General features: G+C 64.3%; 16 protein-coding genes. 8 read left to right on the top strand and 8 right to left on the bottom strand.

What is annotated here, in order from left to right; translation table 11 throughout:
• Positions 1-101: 101 nt before the first annotated feature.
• A complete protein-coding gene (locus ACFDR6_RS07000; protein ID WP_212082221.1) occupies positions 102-1,136 on the bottom strand; it encodes an aspartate-semialdehyde dehydrogenase in 1,035 nt (344 codons plus the stop codon).
• A gap of 116 nt (positions 1,137-1,252) precedes the next feature.
• Here ACFDR6_RS07000 and ACFDR6_RS06995 point away from each other — a divergent pair, with 116 nt between their 5' ends.
• Positions 1,253-2,041 (top strand): hypothetical protein, encoded by a 789-nt coding sequence (locus ACFDR6_RS06995; protein ID WP_375857838.1) that lies wholly within the window; start codon positions 1,253-1,255, stop codon positions 2,039-2,041.
• A gap of 156 nt (positions 2,042-2,197) precedes the next feature.
• The gene (locus tag ACFDR6_RS06990) at positions 2,198-2,587 is read left to right on the top strand and encodes a hypothetical protein (RefSeq protein ID WP_212082228.1); all 390 of its coding nucleotides are present in this window, start codon (positions 2,198-2,200) and stop codon (positions 2,585-2,587) included.
• Between the two features lie 69 nt (positions 2,588-2,656).
• On the opposite strand, the gene ACFDR6_RS06985 is transcribed toward ACFDR6_RS06990, so the two are convergent.
• Positions 2,657-3,292: a DapH/DapD/GlmU-related protein gene (locus ACFDR6_RS06985; protein ID WP_212082231.1), complete on the bottom strand. Its 636-nt coding sequence runs from the start codon at positions 3,290-3,292 to the stop codon at positions 2,657-2,659.
• 164 nt (positions 3,293-3,456) lie between these two features.
• Complete coding sequence (leuB, locus tag ACFDR6_RS06980) at positions 3,457-4,569, bottom strand: 3-isopropylmalate dehydrogenase (protein WP_375857837.1); 1,113 nt, start codon at positions 4,567-4,569, stop codon at positions 3,457-3,459.
• 245 nt (positions 4,570-4,814) lie between these two features.
• Between leuB and ACFDR6_RS06975 the strand changes: the two genes are divergently transcribed.
• Positions 4,815-6,002, top strand: a complete 1,188-nt coding sequence (locus ACFDR6_RS06975; protein WP_375857836.1) for a YbfB/YjiJ family MFS transporter — start codon at positions 4,815-4,817, stop codon at positions 6,000-6,002.
• A gap of 133 nt (positions 6,003-6,135) precedes the next feature.
• Here the strand turns inward: ACFDR6_RS06975 and ACFDR6_RS06970 are convergent, their stop codons facing one another.
• The 4 genes from ACFDR6_RS06970 to ACFDR6_RS06955 form a co-directional block, all read right to left on the bottom strand.
• Complete coding sequence (locus ACFDR6_RS06970; RefSeq protein WP_212082240.1) at positions 6,136-6,918, bottom strand: molybdopterin-binding protein; 783 nt, start codon at positions 6,916-6,918, stop codon at positions 6,136-6,138.
• Between the two features lie 13 nt (positions 6,919-6,931).
• The gene (locus tag ACFDR6_RS06965; RefSeq protein ID WP_212082243.1) at positions 6,932-7,561 is read right to left on the bottom strand and encodes a cytochrome b/b6 domain-containing protein; all 630 of its coding nucleotides are present in this window, start codon (positions 7,559-7,561) and stop codon (positions 6,932-6,934) included.
• A 182-nt stretch (positions 7,562-7,743) separates the two neighbouring features.
• Positions 7,744-8,298 (bottom strand): fasciclin domain-containing protein, encoded by a 555-nt coding sequence (locus tag ACFDR6_RS06960; protein ID WP_375857835.1) that lies wholly within the window; start codon positions 8,296-8,298, stop codon positions 7,744-7,746.
• A gap of 320 nt (positions 8,299-8,618) precedes the next feature.
• On the bottom strand, positions 8,619-9,380 hold the full coding sequence (locus ACFDR6_RS06955; protein ID WP_375857834.1) for an SDR family oxidoreductase: 762 nt from the start codon (positions 9,378-9,380) through the stop codon (positions 8,619-8,621).
• A gap of 115 nt (positions 9,381-9,495) precedes the next feature.
• Here ACFDR6_RS06955 and ACFDR6_RS06950 point away from each other — a divergent pair, with 115 nt between their 5' ends.
• The gene (locus ACFDR6_RS06950) at positions 9,496-11,025 is read left to right on the top strand and encodes a malonate--CoA ligase (RefSeq protein ID WP_375857833.1); all 1,530 of its coding nucleotides are present in this window, start codon (positions 9,496-9,498) and stop codon (positions 11,023-11,025) included.
• Between the two features lie 118 nt (positions 11,026-11,143).
• Here ACFDR6_RS06950 and ACFDR6_RS06945 read toward each other — a convergent pair whose 3' ends face one another.
• Positions 11,144-12,004: a sulfite exporter TauE/SafE family protein gene (locus ACFDR6_RS06945; protein ID WP_212082279.1), complete on the bottom strand. Its 861-nt coding sequence runs from the start codon at positions 12,002-12,004 to the stop codon at positions 11,144-11,146.
• A gap of 504 nt (positions 12,005-12,508) precedes the next feature.
• Between ACFDR6_RS06945 and sdhC the strand changes: the two genes are divergently transcribed.
• From sdhC to ACFDR6_RS06925, 4 genes are all read left to right on the top strand, one after another.
• Positions 12,509-12,907: a succinate dehydrogenase, cytochrome b556 subunit gene (gene sdhC / locus ACFDR6_RS06940; protein ID WP_212082282.1), complete on the top strand. Its 399-nt coding sequence runs from the start codon at positions 12,509-12,511 to the stop codon at positions 12,905-12,907.
• On the top strand, positions 12,904-13,308 hold the full coding sequence (sdhD, locus tag ACFDR6_RS06935; protein WP_212082303.1) for a succinate dehydrogenase, hydrophobic membrane anchor protein: 405 nt from the start codon (positions 12,904-12,906) through the stop codon (positions 13,306-13,308). The genes sdhC and sdhD overlap by 4 nt, the downstream gene beginning before the upstream one ends.
• 3 nt (positions 13,309-13,311) lie before the next feature.
• On the top strand, positions 13,312-15,147 hold the full coding sequence (gene sdhA / locus ACFDR6_RS06930) for a succinate dehydrogenase flavoprotein subunit (RefSeq protein ID WP_375857832.1): 1,836 nt from the start codon (positions 13,312-13,314) through the stop codon (positions 15,145-15,147).
• A gap of 107 nt (positions 15,148-15,254) precedes the next feature.
• The gene (locus ACFDR6_RS06925; protein ID WP_212082309.1) at positions 15,255-16,037 is read left to right on the top strand and encodes a succinate dehydrogenase iron-sulfur subunit; all 783 of its coding nucleotides are present in this window, start codon (positions 15,255-15,257) and stop codon (positions 16,035-16,037) included.
• Positions 16,038-16,052: the final 15 nt, after the last annotated feature.

Here is a 16,052-nt window from a genome sequence, read left to right as displayed (position 1 = left end):
AGTTACCAGCTTGGCGCCAAACCACATTCTGTGGTTATGGGTCCCGGATCGGCGCGCGCTTTTTGCGCGCTTGTCCGGGACGACGAGAGGAGTGGACGAAGTTACGCCGCCTGCTTCTTCGCGCTGATCAGCTTGCGGTTGATCAAGACTTCCGCGATCTGGATCGCGTTGAGCGCGGCGCCCTTGCGCAGATTGTCGGACACGCACCACAGCACGAGGCCATTCTCCACCGTCGCATCCTCGCGGATGCGGCTGATATAGGTGGCGTCCTCGCCGGCCGCCTCGTACGGCGTGGCGTAACCGCCGGGCTCCTGCTTGTCGATGACGAGGCAGCCGGGCGCCTTGCGCAGGATGTCGCGGGCTTCGTCCGCGCTGATCGGATTCTCGAACTCGATGTTGACGGCCTCGGAGTGGCCGACGAACACGGGCACGCGCACGCAGGTGGCGGAGAGCTTGATCCTGGGATCAAGGATCTTCTTGGTCTCCGCCATCATCTTCCACTCTTCCTTGGTGTAGCCGTCCTCCATGAAGACGTCGATGTGGGGGATGACGTTGAAGGCGATGCGCTTCGGGAACTTCTTGTTGACCAGCTCCTGGTTGGTGTAGACGGCCTTGGTCTGCGAGAACAACTCGTCCATGCCGTCCTTGCCGGCGCCCGACACCGATTGATAGGTCGAGACCACGACGCGCTTGATGGTCGCCTTGTCGTGCAGCGGCTTCAGCGCGACCACGAGCTGCGCGGTCGAGCAGTTCGGGTTGGCGATGATGTTCTTCTTCTTGAAGCCTTCGGTCGCGCCCGCGTTCACTTCCGGCACGATCAGCGGCACGTCCGGGTCCATGCGCCAGGCGGAGGAGTTGTCGATGACGACGGCGCCGGCGGCGCCGATCTTGGGCGACCATTCTTTCGACACCTCGCCGCCCGCCGACATCAGGCAGATATCGACGTCGGAGAAGTCGTAATGCTCGAGGGCCTTGCACTTCAGGGTGCGGTCGCCATAGGAGACCTCGACGCCGATGCTGCGGCGTGATGCCAGGGCCACGACCTCGTCCGCGGGGAATTTGCGCTCATCCAGGATGTTGAGCATTTCCCGTCCGACATTGCCGGTCGCGCCGACGACTGCGACTTTGTAACCCATCGTTCACTCTCCGACGAAAAAGCCCGTTCCTGAAGCTGACGCTTAAACAGGAAGAGCAGCGCTTCTATGCGAGAACCGGCCTCAAGACAACGTTGGACCATTCCTTAGGGACGTGGATGCAGTCGCCTGAGGCCAGCACGGCCGTTAGCCCCACCCAGATCCATCTGGCGCTTGCAGCCTTCGCCGACGAGGTCGTCGGCACGCTGGCGCGCCTGTTCGCTTATGTGGGGGCGCTCGCCCTGCTTTCCATCCTCGGCCTTGCGGCGCTCGGCCAACTGCCTGGGTGGCGCGGCGATGAGCCGGCGCCGAGACCGGGCTGGAGCGCAGCCGACCGCTCTCATCCGGCTTTCGCCCTCAGCAAGCTCGATTCGTCAGAAAAAACAGTATCTTACACTATTCTCAGGCACCCCGAGGGCGGCCGCAGGGACATCATGCGCTGGACGGGCGCGGCGGAGCTGGTGCTGGCCGAGCTCGAGATTTACCGGGAAGGCATCGAATTCGACGTCACACGTCCGGCAACCGCGGACCTCGCCGTGCAGATGGGCCTCAGCGCGGCCACCCCGCTCGAGCAAGCCGGCCTGATCGAGACAAAATTCGGCCCCGTCGCCCTGTTCCGGCCGGTCGCCGCAACGGAGGGAGCGCGGGCGTGCCTCGGCTACCTCAAGCGCAGCGAGGAGCCCGCATTGCAGATCTCCGGATTCTCCTGCCAGGGCGACACCTTGCCCGCCCGGCGCGCGGCGATTGCCTGCACGCTGAACCGGCTGACGCTGCTGGTCTCGGGCAACGAGCCGAAGCTGGCGGACCTGTTCGCCCGTGCCGAGCTGAAGCGCCGTGCTTGCGACCTCGCGGGGTCGCCCGACTGGCTGCTGGGCGCCGCGAACGCGCAACTGCGCGGGGCGCTTTGAGCCGCATCAAGCCCAAGTGGCTGGTATTGATGCAACTTTTGCCCGCGCGCTCGATTATTCCGAGCTGGTGTGACCCAATAGACCTAGTTGCGCTCACCCCGGCCGGGCTAGTATGGGGTGAAATCGACTGGCGGTGCGCCGCTTGAAGGGGACGTGATGAGCTCGAAATTCTCTGCCAAATTGGCGACCTTGTTTGCAGCAGGCGCTGTGATTGCCATGTCCTCTGCCATTGGTTTGGCGACGCCGGCCTCCGCCGACACCAAGACCAAGCGCTTTGACGAGCGCGGCCGGCACTATTACGGCCCGAGCGGACCCAACGCGGTGTACCAGCAGGGCCGCACCCGCATCTATGTCAGCAAGCGCTCCTGGCTCGACGGCGGCACCGAGGTCAATCCGGGCGACCGCAAGTTCACCGACTATGCCTTCCCGCCGGCCGTGGGCTACCCGTCCTTCGCCCGCGAGAATCTGAACCGCCCGATTGACCGTCAGCCGCTCTCGCCGCCGCAGGATGTCGGGGGCTATCCGCAGAATTTCCCGCTGTACTGAGGCGGACATATCTTCGAATCAAAAGGCCGGGCTCTCGCCCGGCCTTTTTGTTTCGGGAGGTGCCCTGCCTTACGCATTCGCCGCAGGGTCGTAGCGCCGGCAAAAATCGTCGATCGCCTCGGAGCGAAAATCGGCGAGGCGTTCGAAGATCAACTCGTCCGGCCAATCCCACCAGGCAATACGGCGCAGGCTTTCGGCGACGGCATCGTCAAAGCGCTTGCGAATCGGACGCGCCGGAACGCCGCCGACGATGGTGTAGGGCGCGACATCGCGGCTGACGACTGCGCCTGCGGCGATCACCGCGCCGTCGCCGACGTTCACTCCCGGCAACAGGATGGCGGCGTGACCGATCCAAACGTCGTTGCCGACGATCACGCGGTCGCCGCGGCGGTCCGCGAAGAAGTCGCGGTCGCGCGTCACGCCCGTCTCGTAATATTCCGGGACATAGGTGAAGCGGTGCTGGGACGGACGGCCCATCGGATGATTCGGCGCGCCGATGCGCACCGCATTGGCGATCGCGGTGAACTTGCCGATCACGGCGTCGGCGACGTCGCAATTTTCGCCGAGATAGGAATAGTCGCCGAGCGAGGCATATTCGACGCGGGTGTTGGCGAGCACCTCGCAGCGGCGGCCGATCTGCGCCTCGCGCAGCCGCACCGTTTCATGGACGATGGTTTCCGCGATCTTGGGGCGGGGCGTGTCCATGAGGCGAGACTCCAAGAGCGGATGCCGTAGGGTGGGCAAAGGCGCTTGCGCCGTGCCCACCATCTCTCTCGATCGCTAGAAATGCGTGGGCACGCTTCCGCCTTCGCTCTTCGAGCTACGCCGGACAAGTCGCTTTGCCCACCCTGCGATGGCGGTGCTTGTGGCTACGCGTGCAGCTTCTGCAATTCCTTCAGGATCGCCTCACCCATCTGCGTGGTCGAGACGGCCGTGGTGCCTTCCGACTTGATGTCGGCGGTGCGCAGGCCGCTGGCGAGCACGGCGGCGATCGCGGCGTCGACCTTGTCGGCGAGATCGCCCATGTCGAAGGAATAGCGCAGCGCCATGCCGAAGGACGAGATCATCGCGATCGGATTGGCGAGGCCCTGGCCGGCGATATCGGGCGCCGAGCCGTGCACGGGCTCGTACAGCGCCTTGCGCTTCTTGCTCTTGACGTCGACCTCGCCCAGCGAAGCCGAGGGCAGCATGCCGAGCGATCCGGTCAGCATCGCCGCGATATCGGACAGCATGTCGCCGAACAGATTGTCGGTGACAATGACGTCGAACTGCTTCGGCCATTTCACCAGCATCATGCCGCCGGAATCGGCGAGCTGATGCTCGAGCGTGACGTCGGGATATTCGCGCTTGTGGACCTGGGTCATGACCTCGTTCCAGAGCACGCCCGACTTCATGACGTTGCGCTTCTCCATCGACGTCACCTTGTTCTTGCGCTTCCTGGCAAGCTCGAAGGCGACGCGGCCGATGCGCTCGATCTCATAGGTGTCGTAGACCTGGGTATCGACGGCGCGCTTCTGGCCGTTGCCGAGATCGGTGATGGTCTTGGGCTCGCCGAAATAGACGCCGCCGGTGAGCTCGCGCACGATCATGATGTCGAGGCCTTCGACCGCCTCGCGCTTCAGGCTCGAAGCCTCGGCCAGCGCCGGGTAGCACACGGCGGGGCGCAGGTTCGCGAACAGAGCGAGATCCTTGCGCAGGCGCAGCAGGCCGGCTTCGGGACGCACTTCGTAAGGCACCGCATCCCACTTCGGGCCGCCGACCGCGCCGAAGATCACGGCGTCGGCGTCCCTGGCCTTGGCCATGTCGCCCTCGGAGATCGACACTTTGTGCGCGTCATAGGCGGAGCCGCCGACGAGGCCGCTATCCGTCTCGAACCTGGCGATCCCGGCCGAATTGAGCCAGTCGATCAGCCGCTTCACCTCGCCCATCACCTCGGGGCCGATACCGTCGCCGGGAAGCAGCAGCAGTTTGTGGGTCGCCATGGTCGTTTCCTTTTCGATCCTCTCTCGTCATTCCGGGGCGCGAGCAAAGCGAGCGAGCCCGGAATCCATCAGGCCACAGCGCAAGCGGGGAAATGGATTCCGGGCTCGCGCTTCGCGCGCCCCGGAATGACGGTTCGGCCGGAGTGCTAGAGCGGCGTTGCGCGCTTGGCAAGACACCATTGCCGCCGCGCGGCTGTGCAAGGCGGGCGGGGCCTGCCACACTGCGAGCCGCCGGAGTACCTCCCTTGCACGCCCCTGACCGCCCCCCGCTACAGGCGCATCCCGCGCGGCTGATCCTGACCCTGTCGCTGGCCGCCACCGTTGGGCTCGGTATCGGCCGTTTTGCCTATGCCCTGGTGCTGCCGGACATGCGGGAGGACCTCGGCTGGTCCTACTCGGCGGCCGGATTCATGAATACCATCAATGCCGTCGGCTATCTCGTGGGCGCGCTCATCGCGTCCCGCCTGATCCAGCGCGTCGGCTGGGCGGCGGCCATCCGCTTGGGAACTGTGGCCTGCGTCGCCGCGCTCGCGACCTGCGCGCTGACCGGGAATTTCGTCGCGCTGAGCCTGGCGCGCCTGGTGCTGGGTCTCGGCGCCGCGGCCGGCTTCGTCGCCGGCGGCGCATTGGCCGCCACCATTGCGCAGTCGCAGCCCGCGCGGGCCAATTTCCTGCTGAGCCTGTTCTATGCCGGGCCGGGCATCGGGATTCTGTCCTCCGGGCTGATCGCGCCGTTCACGCTGCAATATTTCGGTCCGGGCTCGTGGTGGATCGTGTGGTGGGCGCTGACGCTGCTGTCTGTCGTAATGACGATCCCACTGTTTCTGATCCGCATCGAGAGCAGCGTCCGCTTTTCCGAAGGCAGCAACGCCTCGTTCGCGATCCTGCCGGTGCTGATTTATCTGGCCGCCTACTTCCTGTTCGGCGCCGGCTACATTGCCTACATGACTTTCATGATCGCCTATGTCCGCGACGGCGGCGGCGGCGCCGCGGCGCAGGCCGCGTTCTGGGGCCTGATCGGGCTCAGCGCTTTCGTCACGCCCTGGGCCTGGCGCGGCGTGCTGGCGCTCGATCGCGGCGGGCTTGCCACGGCCATTATTCTCGGCACCAACGCGCTGGGCGCGGCCCTGCCGATGTTGGGACATTCGCCGGCCTTGCTCGCGATCTCCGCGGTGGTGTTCGGCGTCGCCTTCTTCGCCGTGGTCGGCTCGACCACCGCCTTCGTCCGCTTCAACTACCCGCCGGAGGTGTGGCCGACCGCAATCGCGGCGATGACGATCTCGTTCGGCGTCGGCCAGACGCTCGGACCGATCGCGGTCGGCGCGATCACGGATGCACTGGGGAGCCTTAGCTACGCGCTGAATGTCTCGGCGGCACTGCTGGCGCTCGGCGCGGTGGCGGCGCTGTGCCAGCGGAAGGTGGGGCCGGGCTAGGTTGTCATTCCGGGGCGCGCGTAGCGCGAACTATGATGCGCAATTGCGCATCCGAGAATCCATTCATCCACCGGTACTGCGGCCCGATGGATTCCGGGCTCTCGCTTCGCGAGCCCCGGAATGACTGCCTCAATCAGCTCCCGCTAAACGAATTGTACCCCTGGTCTTCCCAATAGCCGCCCTTGTAGTCGTTGGTGACTTCCATCGAGACCACGTATTTCGGGTTCTTGAAGCCGAGTTTCGTGGGCACGCGGATCTTCATCGGGAAGCCGTAGGCGCGCGGCAAAATCTCGCCCGCATATTTGAACGTCATCTGGGTCTGCGGATGCAGCGCGCTGCGCATGTCGAGCGGCGAATTGTAGCCGTCCTTGTCGGCGCACTGGAACCAGACGTATTTGGCGCGCGTGTCGGCGCCGATCAGATTGAGGAAATCGCGCATGGGCGTGCCGGTCCAGCTGCCGATCGCGCTCCAGCCCTCGACGCAGATGTGACGCGTGATCTGCGTGACCTGCGGAAGCTTATGGAGCTCGTCCAGCGTCCATGACTTCTTGTTGTCGACGAGACCGCGCACCTCGAGCTTCCAGTCTTTGCCGTCGATGTCGGGCGCGTCGTCGAGATCGTAATAGGCGTTGAACGGGAACGGTTTCGTGATCGCGCTTTCGGGAAAGGTCGGCGCCAGCGCGTCGGGATTGAAGATGAAGGCCTGCACCGCGTCGTTGAACTTCGAGACCTTCGCCAGCATGGTTTCCGCCGAAGAGGAATCAATCACGTCGCAGCCGGTGAGCAGGGTCAGCGCCCCCAGACTGGCGCCGCCCGCGATGAAGCGGCGGCGGGTGACGTCGGGCATGGTCTTGATGGAATCCTTGATCAGGAGCCGCTTGTCGACGCCGGGGATCAGAAATGAACGCTTGGCCATGACTCTTCTCCGCTCAACGACCGATGATCATCGCACGCAGGCTCTTCGGCACCAGCAGCGCGAGCAGGACGTGGATGACAAGGAAAGCGCAGATCGCGGCCATGCAGAAGAAGTGCACGTAGCGCGCGGCCGGATAGTCGCCGAACAGCATGACGAGATAATAGAGCTGCACCGGCTTCCATATCGCAAGGCCCGACAGCACGATCAGCACGCCGACCACGATGATGCCGGCATAGAGAAGGCGTTGCACGTAATTGTAAACGGTGAGATCGTCATGGCCGAGCTTGAAGGTCAGGGCCGCCCTGACGTCGTGGAGCACACCTGACGGTGTGATCGGGAGCAGTTTCCTGGCGAAGCGGCCGGTGGCGAAACCGGTGACGAGATAAGCGAGGCCGTTGATCATCAGCAGCCACATCGCCGCAAAGTGCCAGAGCAGGCCGCCGCCGAGCCAGCCGCCCAGCGTGTATTCGCGTGGGAAGGTGAAGCCGAACAGCGGCGAGGCGTTGTAGATCTGCCAGCCCGACAGGATCATCAGGATCATGGCAAGCGCGTTGACCCAGTGCATGATGCGGACCCAGGCCGGCTGGATCACTTTGGCCGGGGTCGCCCTGACCTGCTCGTCGGAGACTGTGAGGCTCGCCATGGTGGTTCCGTCCTGAACGTCGTGTGACGGCAATTATACGCCGATATTCCGGCTTTCGTTACGCCCTGTCCGGCATCGAATCGATGCCGTGAGGCCATCGTGGTCACAAAAAAGCGAGCCGGGCACCCCCCGGCTCGCCGTCTCGAAGCATCCTGTCGGGGATGAAACAGGATCGCGCGGGGTTACGTCGCCGGCATCAGCACGGTGTCGATCACGTGGATGACACCGTTGGACTGGTTGACGTTGGAGATCGTCACCATGGAGGTGCCGCCCTTGGCATCGACGATCCAGGTCTTGCCGTCCATCTTCTTGACCGTCAGCTCCTCGCCCTCGGCGGTCTTCAGCTTCTTGCCCTCGGTGAGGTCGGAGGCCGCGAGCTTGCCGGGCACGACATGGTAGGTGAGGATCTTGGTCAGAGTCGCCTTGTTCTCGGGCTTGACCAGATTGTCGACGGTGCCGGCCGGCAGCTTGCCGAAGGCGGCGTTGGTCGGCGCGAACACCGTGAACGGACCCTTACCTTCCAGCGTCGGCACCAGGCCCGCGGCCTTGACCGCCGCGACCAGCGTGGTGTGGTCCTTCGAGTTGACCGCGTTCTGGACGATGTTCTTGGACGGGAACATCGCGGCGCCGCCGACCATGACGGTCTTCTCCTCGGCGCTGACGGGCGCGACGACGGTCGCGGTGATGGCCAGGGCGCTGAAGGCGGCGGCAGCGAGATAGACAATGCGCTTCGACATGGAGAGTCTCCCGATTGAATTGGCGCCGGCGATCGCCGGCGTTGAGTTGGGGCAACAACGGCGACTGCGACAGTTGAGGAGTGATGCAGCAGTGCCGTCGTTGGACCGAACTACGAGAGGGTTCGCGATGCGGTTTCGGAAAAAAATTCTTTGTGATGCGTGAAACTATGCGTGGGGATGTTCGTGTGGGGCGAACGTGCATCGAGCAAACGGTGCCGCAGGGTGGGCAAAGGCGCGAAGCGCCGTGCCCACCCTCTCTTCATGATTGAGGGGCATCGTGGGCACGCTTGGCTTTGCCCGCCCTAGGCAGTGTGCCCTCACTAATCCCTGTTGTTCGGCGTCTGAATGAAACCGCGATTATGCGTCGGGCTGATCAGCACCTCGTTGATGCAAACGCGCGCCGGCATGCTGGCGATGAACGCGATGGTGTGGCCGAGATCTTCGGATTGCAGCATCCTGGCCTGCTCGTCCTCGCTCGGCACCACCGGACGCAGCTTCAGGATCGGCGTCGCCACCTCGCCCGGCATCAGGCAGCATGCGCGCAGGCCGTTGACGCATTCGTCCATGTTGAACGAATGGGTCAGCGCCAGCACCGCATGCTTGGTCGTGGTGTAGGCCGGGCCCGGCATCTTGGAGACGTGGCGGCCGGCCCAGGACGAGACATTGATGATCGCGCCGTCCTGCTGCTTGCGCATCGTCGGCAGCACCGCGCGCATGCAGTAGAGCACGCCATTGAGATTGACCTGGACCAGCCTGTCCCAGCCTTCCAGTTCCATGTCCTGCCAGCTCCGCTTGGGGACATTGATGCCGGCATTATTGACCAGGAGGTCGATGCGGCCGTGCCTTGCGACGATCTGATCGGCGGCCTTCTGGGCCGCACTGGCGTTGGACACATCGAGCGCAATGGCCTCGGCCGCCCCGCCGGCCTTGGTGATCTTCGCAACCACGGTATCCAGGGCGTCCTTTCGCCGGCCCGAGACCACCACCGTCCAGCCGTCGGCAGCCAGCGCCTCGGCGCCGGCCTCCCCGATCCCGCTGCCACCGCCCGTCACCCAGGCCACGCGTTTCCCGTTCTTGGTCATGCAAACTGTCTCCGTTGCTTCGTCGGGGCGGTTTTTGCTAATCCAGCCCTCGGTTTTGACCGGCCTTGTCCAACAAGCCTTGTCGTACAAGTCCCTGCGGTCGAGGAAATCTTGCATGAACCCTGCAGCTAACGCCAATCTGTTTTCCCGCCTGTTCGACGGCCTGGACGATCCAAGGCGCCTCGCGATCGAGACGCATGACGGCGCTCATATCAGCTATGGCGATTTGATCGCGCGGGCGGGGCAGATGGCGAATGTGCTGGTCGCGCGCGGCGTGAAGCCGGGCGACCGCGTCGCGGTGCAGGTGGAGAAGTCCGTCGCCAACATCGTGCTGTATCTCGGCACGGTCAGGGCCGGCGCGGTCTATCTGCCGCTGAATACGGCCTACACGCTGAACGAGCTCGACTACTTCATCGGCGATGCGGAGCCGTCACTCGTGGTCTGCGATCCCTCGAAGGCGGAAGGGCTCGCCCCGATCGCCGCCAAGGTGAAGGCCAGGGTCGAGACGCTCGGGCCAGACGGCAAAGGCTCGCTGACGGAGGCCGCCGACAAGGCCAGCCACGAGTTCGCGACCGTGGCGCGGGCGAACGACGATCTCGCCGCGATCCTCTACACCTCGGGCACCACAGGGCGTTCCAAGGGCGCGATGCTAAGCCACGACAATCTGGCGTCGAACTCGCTCTCGCTCGTCGGCTACTGGCGTTTCACCGACAAGGACGTGCTGATCCACGCGCTGCCGATCTATCACACCCACGGGCTGTTCGTGGCGACCAACGTGACGTTGTTCGCGCGTGCCTCGATGATCTTCCTGCCGAAGCTCGATCCGGATCTGATCATCAAGCTGATGTCGCGCGCCACCGTGCTGATGGGCGTGCCGACCTTCTACACGCGACTTCTGCAACATCCCGCACTGTCGCGCGACACCACCAAACACATGCGGCTGTTCATCTCGGGCTCGGCGCCGCTGCTGGCCGAGACCCATCGCGAATGGTCGGCGCGCACCGGACATGCGGTGCTCGAGCGCTACGGCATGACCGAGACCAACATGAACACGTCGAACCCTTACGACGGCGAGCGTGTACCCGGCGCCGTCGGCTTTCCGCTGCCCGGCGTCTCCGTGCGCGTGACCGACCCCGAGACGGGGAAGGAGCTGCCGCGCGACAACATCGGCATGATCGAGGTGAAGGGCCCGAACGTCTTCAAGGGCTATTGGCGCATGCCGGAGAAGACCAAGGCCGAATTCCGCGACGACGGCTTCTTCATCACGGGCGATCTCGGCAAGATCGACACCAAGGGCTACATCCACATTCTCGGACGCGGCAAAGATCTGGTCATATCGGGCGGCTTCAACGTCTACCCCAAGGAGATCGAGAGCGAGATTGACGCCATGCCCGGCGTGATCGAATCCGCAGTGATTGGCGTGCCGCATGCCGATTTCGGCGAGGGCGTCACGGCTGTGCTGGTCTGCAACAAGGGCGCGGATGTCACCGAAGCCGCGGTGCTGAAGGCACTCGATGGCCGTCTCGCCAAGTTCAAAATGCCCAAGCGCGTCTTCGTCGTCGACGAGCTGCCGCGAAATACCATGGGCAAGGTGCAGAAGAACGTGCTGCGGGATACGTACAAGGATATTTACGCGAAGAGGTGAGGGGCCCCGTTCTCTCGCCGTCATTGCGAGGAGCCCTTGCGACGAAGCAATCCAGGATCTTTCCGCGGAGGCAGCCTGGATTGCTTCGCTGCGCTCGCAATGACGGAGCTTGCGGCGACTACTGCCCGCCCACCAAACTCATCACGAACCTGCTGCCGACGATAAACAAATAGCACCCGAACGCGACCTCCAGCGTGCGCTTCGACATCGCATGCGCGGCTCTCACCCCTAGCGGCGCCGTGACGAGGCTCATCGGCATGACCAGCACGGCGCCGATCAACGAGACATAGCCAAGCGCGAACGGGATTTGCAGCGCTGCGACGGTTGGATAGGTCGTCGCCGCGGGCCAGCCGGCATAGATGTATCCGAGCGCGCCGGGGATCGAGATCAGCACCGCCAGCGCCGACGAGGTCGCGACCGCCTGGTGGATGGGGCGGCCGTAGAAGGTCATCAGCAGGTTCGAGAACAGGCCGCCGCCGATACCCATCAAGGTCGAAAGAATGCCGACGCAGAAGCCGTAGGCGCGCATCAACAGCCCCTTCGGCATGTCACCACCGAGCTTCCAGGTTTCACGCGCGAAGATCAGCCGCGCCGCGGCGGCGTAGGCGACACAGACGAACACGATCTTGAACAGCCGTTCCGGTGCGTAGCGTGCCACCACACTGCCGGCGATGACGCCGAGGACGATCGGCAGCCACCATAGGCGGAGGATCGCCATGTCGACCGCGCCGCGGCGGTAATGCGCCTGGAACGAGCGAAGCGAAGTCGGGATGATGATGGCAAGCGAGGTGCCGATGCAGAGCGGCATCCGCACCTCCAGGGGCACGCCAACGATGCGGAAACATTCGTAGAGCACGGGCACCAGAATCGCGCCGCCGCCGATGCCGAACACGCCGGCCAGAAATCCTGAAAGCGCACCCGTTGCGATCAGCAACAGCGCGAGCTCGATGATCTCCCTGATTTCAAGACCTGCAATCACCCGGCCTGCCCTGCCAGCACCTCCGAAGATTGGTCGGATTCGGCCGCGGGGCCAGCTCTAGGAGATCTGTCTTTCCGGGTCGACACGCCGTGCCAACCGTCTTGGGTGGGATGCAGGCTGTGCATATCCGCCGTCGCGCGGAAAATCGGTGCGCATGGCGGAATTGGCGGCCGCATTGGGAGTGGTTCAGGCCGCCTCCGACGTCACGAGCTCACCGGCTCGAGCGACACGCAAGCCGGCTCGCTTAGAGGCGTTCCAACAATAATTTCAATGTGTCTCGACGTCCCATAAGAAGTGAAAATAAAATCACTCCTTTCTTGACGGACTGAGGCCTTGGTATACCAAGCCCCTGATTGGCCTTGTTTCATCAACGCTCTAGAGCTGAACCGGCGTTCGATTTATGGCGAATTGGTGATTGCGCGAGCGAAATCGACTCCGTAAATAGAGCCGACCTTTCCGATCCCCGCGCGCCCCCCGCTGGGCCGCCACACAACATCAAAGCCCATGACCGCACGGATCGAACGACCGCTCTCGCCACACATGCAAGTGTACCGCTGGACGCTGACGATGGCCCTGTCCATCATCCATCGCGCCACCGGCATTGCCCTCTATGTCGGAACCCTGCTGCTGGTCTGGTGGCTGGTTGCGGCGGCCTCCGGCCCGGCCGCCTATGCCCATGTCCAGGCCTTCGCCGGCAGCATCATCGGCCGGCTGATCGTGTTCGGCTACACCTGGGCGCTGATGCACCATATGCTCAGCGGCATCCGGCATTTCGTCTGGGACCTCGGCTACGGCTTCAAACCCAATGAGCGGGAAGCACTGACCTGGGGCGCGCTGATCGGCGGCATCGCGTTGACGGTGCTGGTCTGGATCATCGCTTATGCGATCGGAGGCGGACGATGAGCGGGACCGATACGCCCAAGCGCAGCATGCGCACCCCGCTCGGCCGCGTCCGCAATCTCGGCGCGGCGCATTCCGGCACCTCCGATTTCTGGCGCCAGCGCATTACCGGCGTTGCCATGACGCTGCTGATGATCCCGGGGCTGGTGATCATCATGATGCTGCTCGGGCGCAACCAGGTCTATGCCGCGCAGACTCTGAGCTCCATCCCCGTCGCGGTGATCCTGCTCCTCTTCATCCTCGCCAGCGCCTGGCACATGAAGATCGGCATGCAGGTCGTGATCGAGGACTACGTCCACAACGAGAAGCTGAAGCTCACCGCGGTCATGCTCAACAATTTCTTCTCGTTCGCCGTGGCGCTCGCCTCGACCTACGCGATCTTGAAACTGTCATCCGGAGTGTAACCCATGGCCACCACAACGAATGGCTCGGGCAACGGCGCTCCCGCCACCAACGGCAAAGCCTATCCGATCGAAGACCACACCTATGACGTCGTCGTGGTCGGGGCCGGCGGCGCCGGCCTGCGCGCCGTGGTCGGCTGCAGCGAGGCGGGTCTTCGGACCGCCTGCATCACCAAGGTGTTTCCGACCCGCTCCCACACGGTCGCCGCGCAGGGCGGCATCTCCGCCTCGCTCGGCAACATGCACAAGGACGACTGGCGCTGGCACATGTACGACACCGTGAAGGGGTCGGACTGGCTCGGCGACCAGGACGCGATCGAATATATGGTGCGCAACGCGCCCGAGGCGGTCTACGAGCTCGAGCATTGGGGCGTGCCGTTCTCGCGCACCGAGGACGGCAAGATCTATCAGCGCCCGTTCGGCGGCATGACCATGGACTACGGCAAGGGCCAGGCGCAGCGCACCTGTGCCGCAGCCGACCGCACCGGTCACGCGATGCTGCACACGATGTACGGCCAGTCGCTGCGCCACGCGGCCGAGTTCTTCATCGAGTTCTTCGCCATCGACCTGATCATGGACGACCAGGGCACCTGCCGCGGCGTCATCGCGCTCAAGCTGGATGACGGCACGCTGCACCGCTTCCGGGCCCAGACCGTGATCCTGGCGACCGGCGGCTACGGCCGCGCCTACGCCTCCTGCACCTCGGCGCATACCTGCACCGGCGACGGTGGCGGCATGGTGCTGCGCGCCGGCCTGCCGATGCAGGACATGGAATTCGTGCAGTTCCATCCGACCGGCATCTACGGCTCGGGCTGTCTCGTCACCGAAGGCGCGCGCGGCGAAGGCGGCTATCTCGTCAACTCCGAAGGCGAGCGCTTCATGGAGCGCTACGCGCCGTCGGCCAAGGACCTCGCCTCGCGCGACGTCGTCTCGCGCGCGATGACCATCGAGATCCGCGAGGGACGCGGCGTCGGCAAGAAGAAGGACCACATCTTCCTGCATCTCGACCATCTCGATCCCGCGGTGCTGGCCGAGAGGCTGCCGGGCATCTCCGAATCCGCGAAGATCTTCGCCAATGTCGACGTGACGCGCGAGCCGATCCCGATCGTGCCGACCGTGCACTACAACATGGGCGGCATTCCCACCAATTATCACGGCGAAGTCCTGACTAAGAAGGACGGCGACGACAACGCCGTGATCCCCGGCCTGATGGCGATCGGCGAAGCCGCCTGCGTCTCCGTGCACGGGGCCAACCGCCTCGGCTCCAACTCGCTGATCGACCTCGTCGTGTTCGGCCGTGCCGCGGCGCTCCGCCTCGCCGAGAAGCTCACGCCCAATGCCAAGCAACCCGAGCTGCCGGCGAACTCGGCCGAGCTCGCACTCGGCCGGCTCGACCATTACCGCTATGCCTCCGGCGGCACGCCGACGGCGAAGCTGCGCGAAGGCATGCAGCACGTGATGCAGAGCAATTGCGCGGTGTTCCGCACCGGCGAAGTGCTGAGCGAAGGCCAGAACCTGATCGCGAAGGTCCACAGCGGCATCACCGACATCGCCGTGTCCGACCGCTCGCTGGTTTGGAATTCGGATCTCGTCGAGACGCTCGAATTCGACAATCTGATCTCGCAGGCGGTGGTGACGATGAACTCCGCCGCCAACCGCACCGAAAGCCGCGGCGCGCATGCGCGCGAAGATTTCTCCGAGCGCGACGACAAGAACTGGATGAAGCACACGCTGGCCTGGCTGGACGATGCCGGCAAGGTCAAGATCGAGTATCGCCCGGTTCACGACTACACCATGACCAACGACGTGCAGTACATCCCGCCGAAGGCGCGCGTGTATTGATCGAACAGTAGCCGTCATTCCGGGATGGTCCGAAGGACCAGACCCGGAATCTCGAGATTCCGGGTTCGATGCTCCGCATCGCCCCGGAATGACGAAAGGTTAGAGCAATGGTTGAATTCGCACTTCCGAAGAACTCCAAGATTTCCGGCGGCAAGACCTGGCCGAAGCCCGCGGGCGCGACAGAGGTTCGCGAGTTCAAGGTCTATCGCTGGAATCCGGACGACGGCAAGAATCCGAGCGTCGACACCTATTACGTCGACACCAATGATTGCGGTCCGATGGTGCTGGACGGCCTGATCTGGATCAAGAACAACATCGACCCGTCGCTGACCTTCCGCCGCTCCTGCCGCGAGGGCGTCTGCGGCTCCTGCGCCATGAACATCGACGGCCAGAACACGCTGGCCTGCACCCGCTCGATGCACGACGTCAAGGACGGCGCGGTGAAGATCAACCCGCTGCCGCACCAGCCGGTGGTGAAGGACCTCGTCCCCGACCTCACCAATTTCTACGCGCAGTACGCCTCGGTCGAACCGTGGCTGAAGACGACCTCGCCGACGCCGCAGAAGGAATGGCGCCAGAGCCACGAGGACCGCGAGAAGCTCGACGGCCTCTACGAGTGCATCCTCTGCGCCTGCTGCTCGACCTCCTGCCCGAGCTATTGGTGGAACAGCGAGCGGTACCTCGGCCCCGCCGCCCTGCTCCAGGCCAACCGCTGGGTGTCCGATTCGCGCGATGAAGCAACCGGCGAGCGGCTCGACAATCTCGAGGACCCGTTCCGGCTCTACCGCTGCCACACCATCATGAACTGCGCCAAGGCCTGCCCGAAGGGGCTGAACCCCGCGGAAGCCATCGCCGAGCTCAAGCTCAAGATGGTCGAACGGCAGATCTGAGACGAAGTCAGGCTT

Source organism: Bradyrhizobium tunisiense (assembly GCF_042263385.1).
GTDB classification, from domain to species: domain Bacteria; phylum Pseudomonadota; class Alphaproteobacteria; order Rhizobiales; family Xanthobacteraceae; genus Bradyrhizobium; species Bradyrhizobium tunisiense.
The sequence above is the reverse complement of the archived record's forward strand: the minus strand, read 5'-3'. Positions and strand labels throughout refer to the sequence as shown.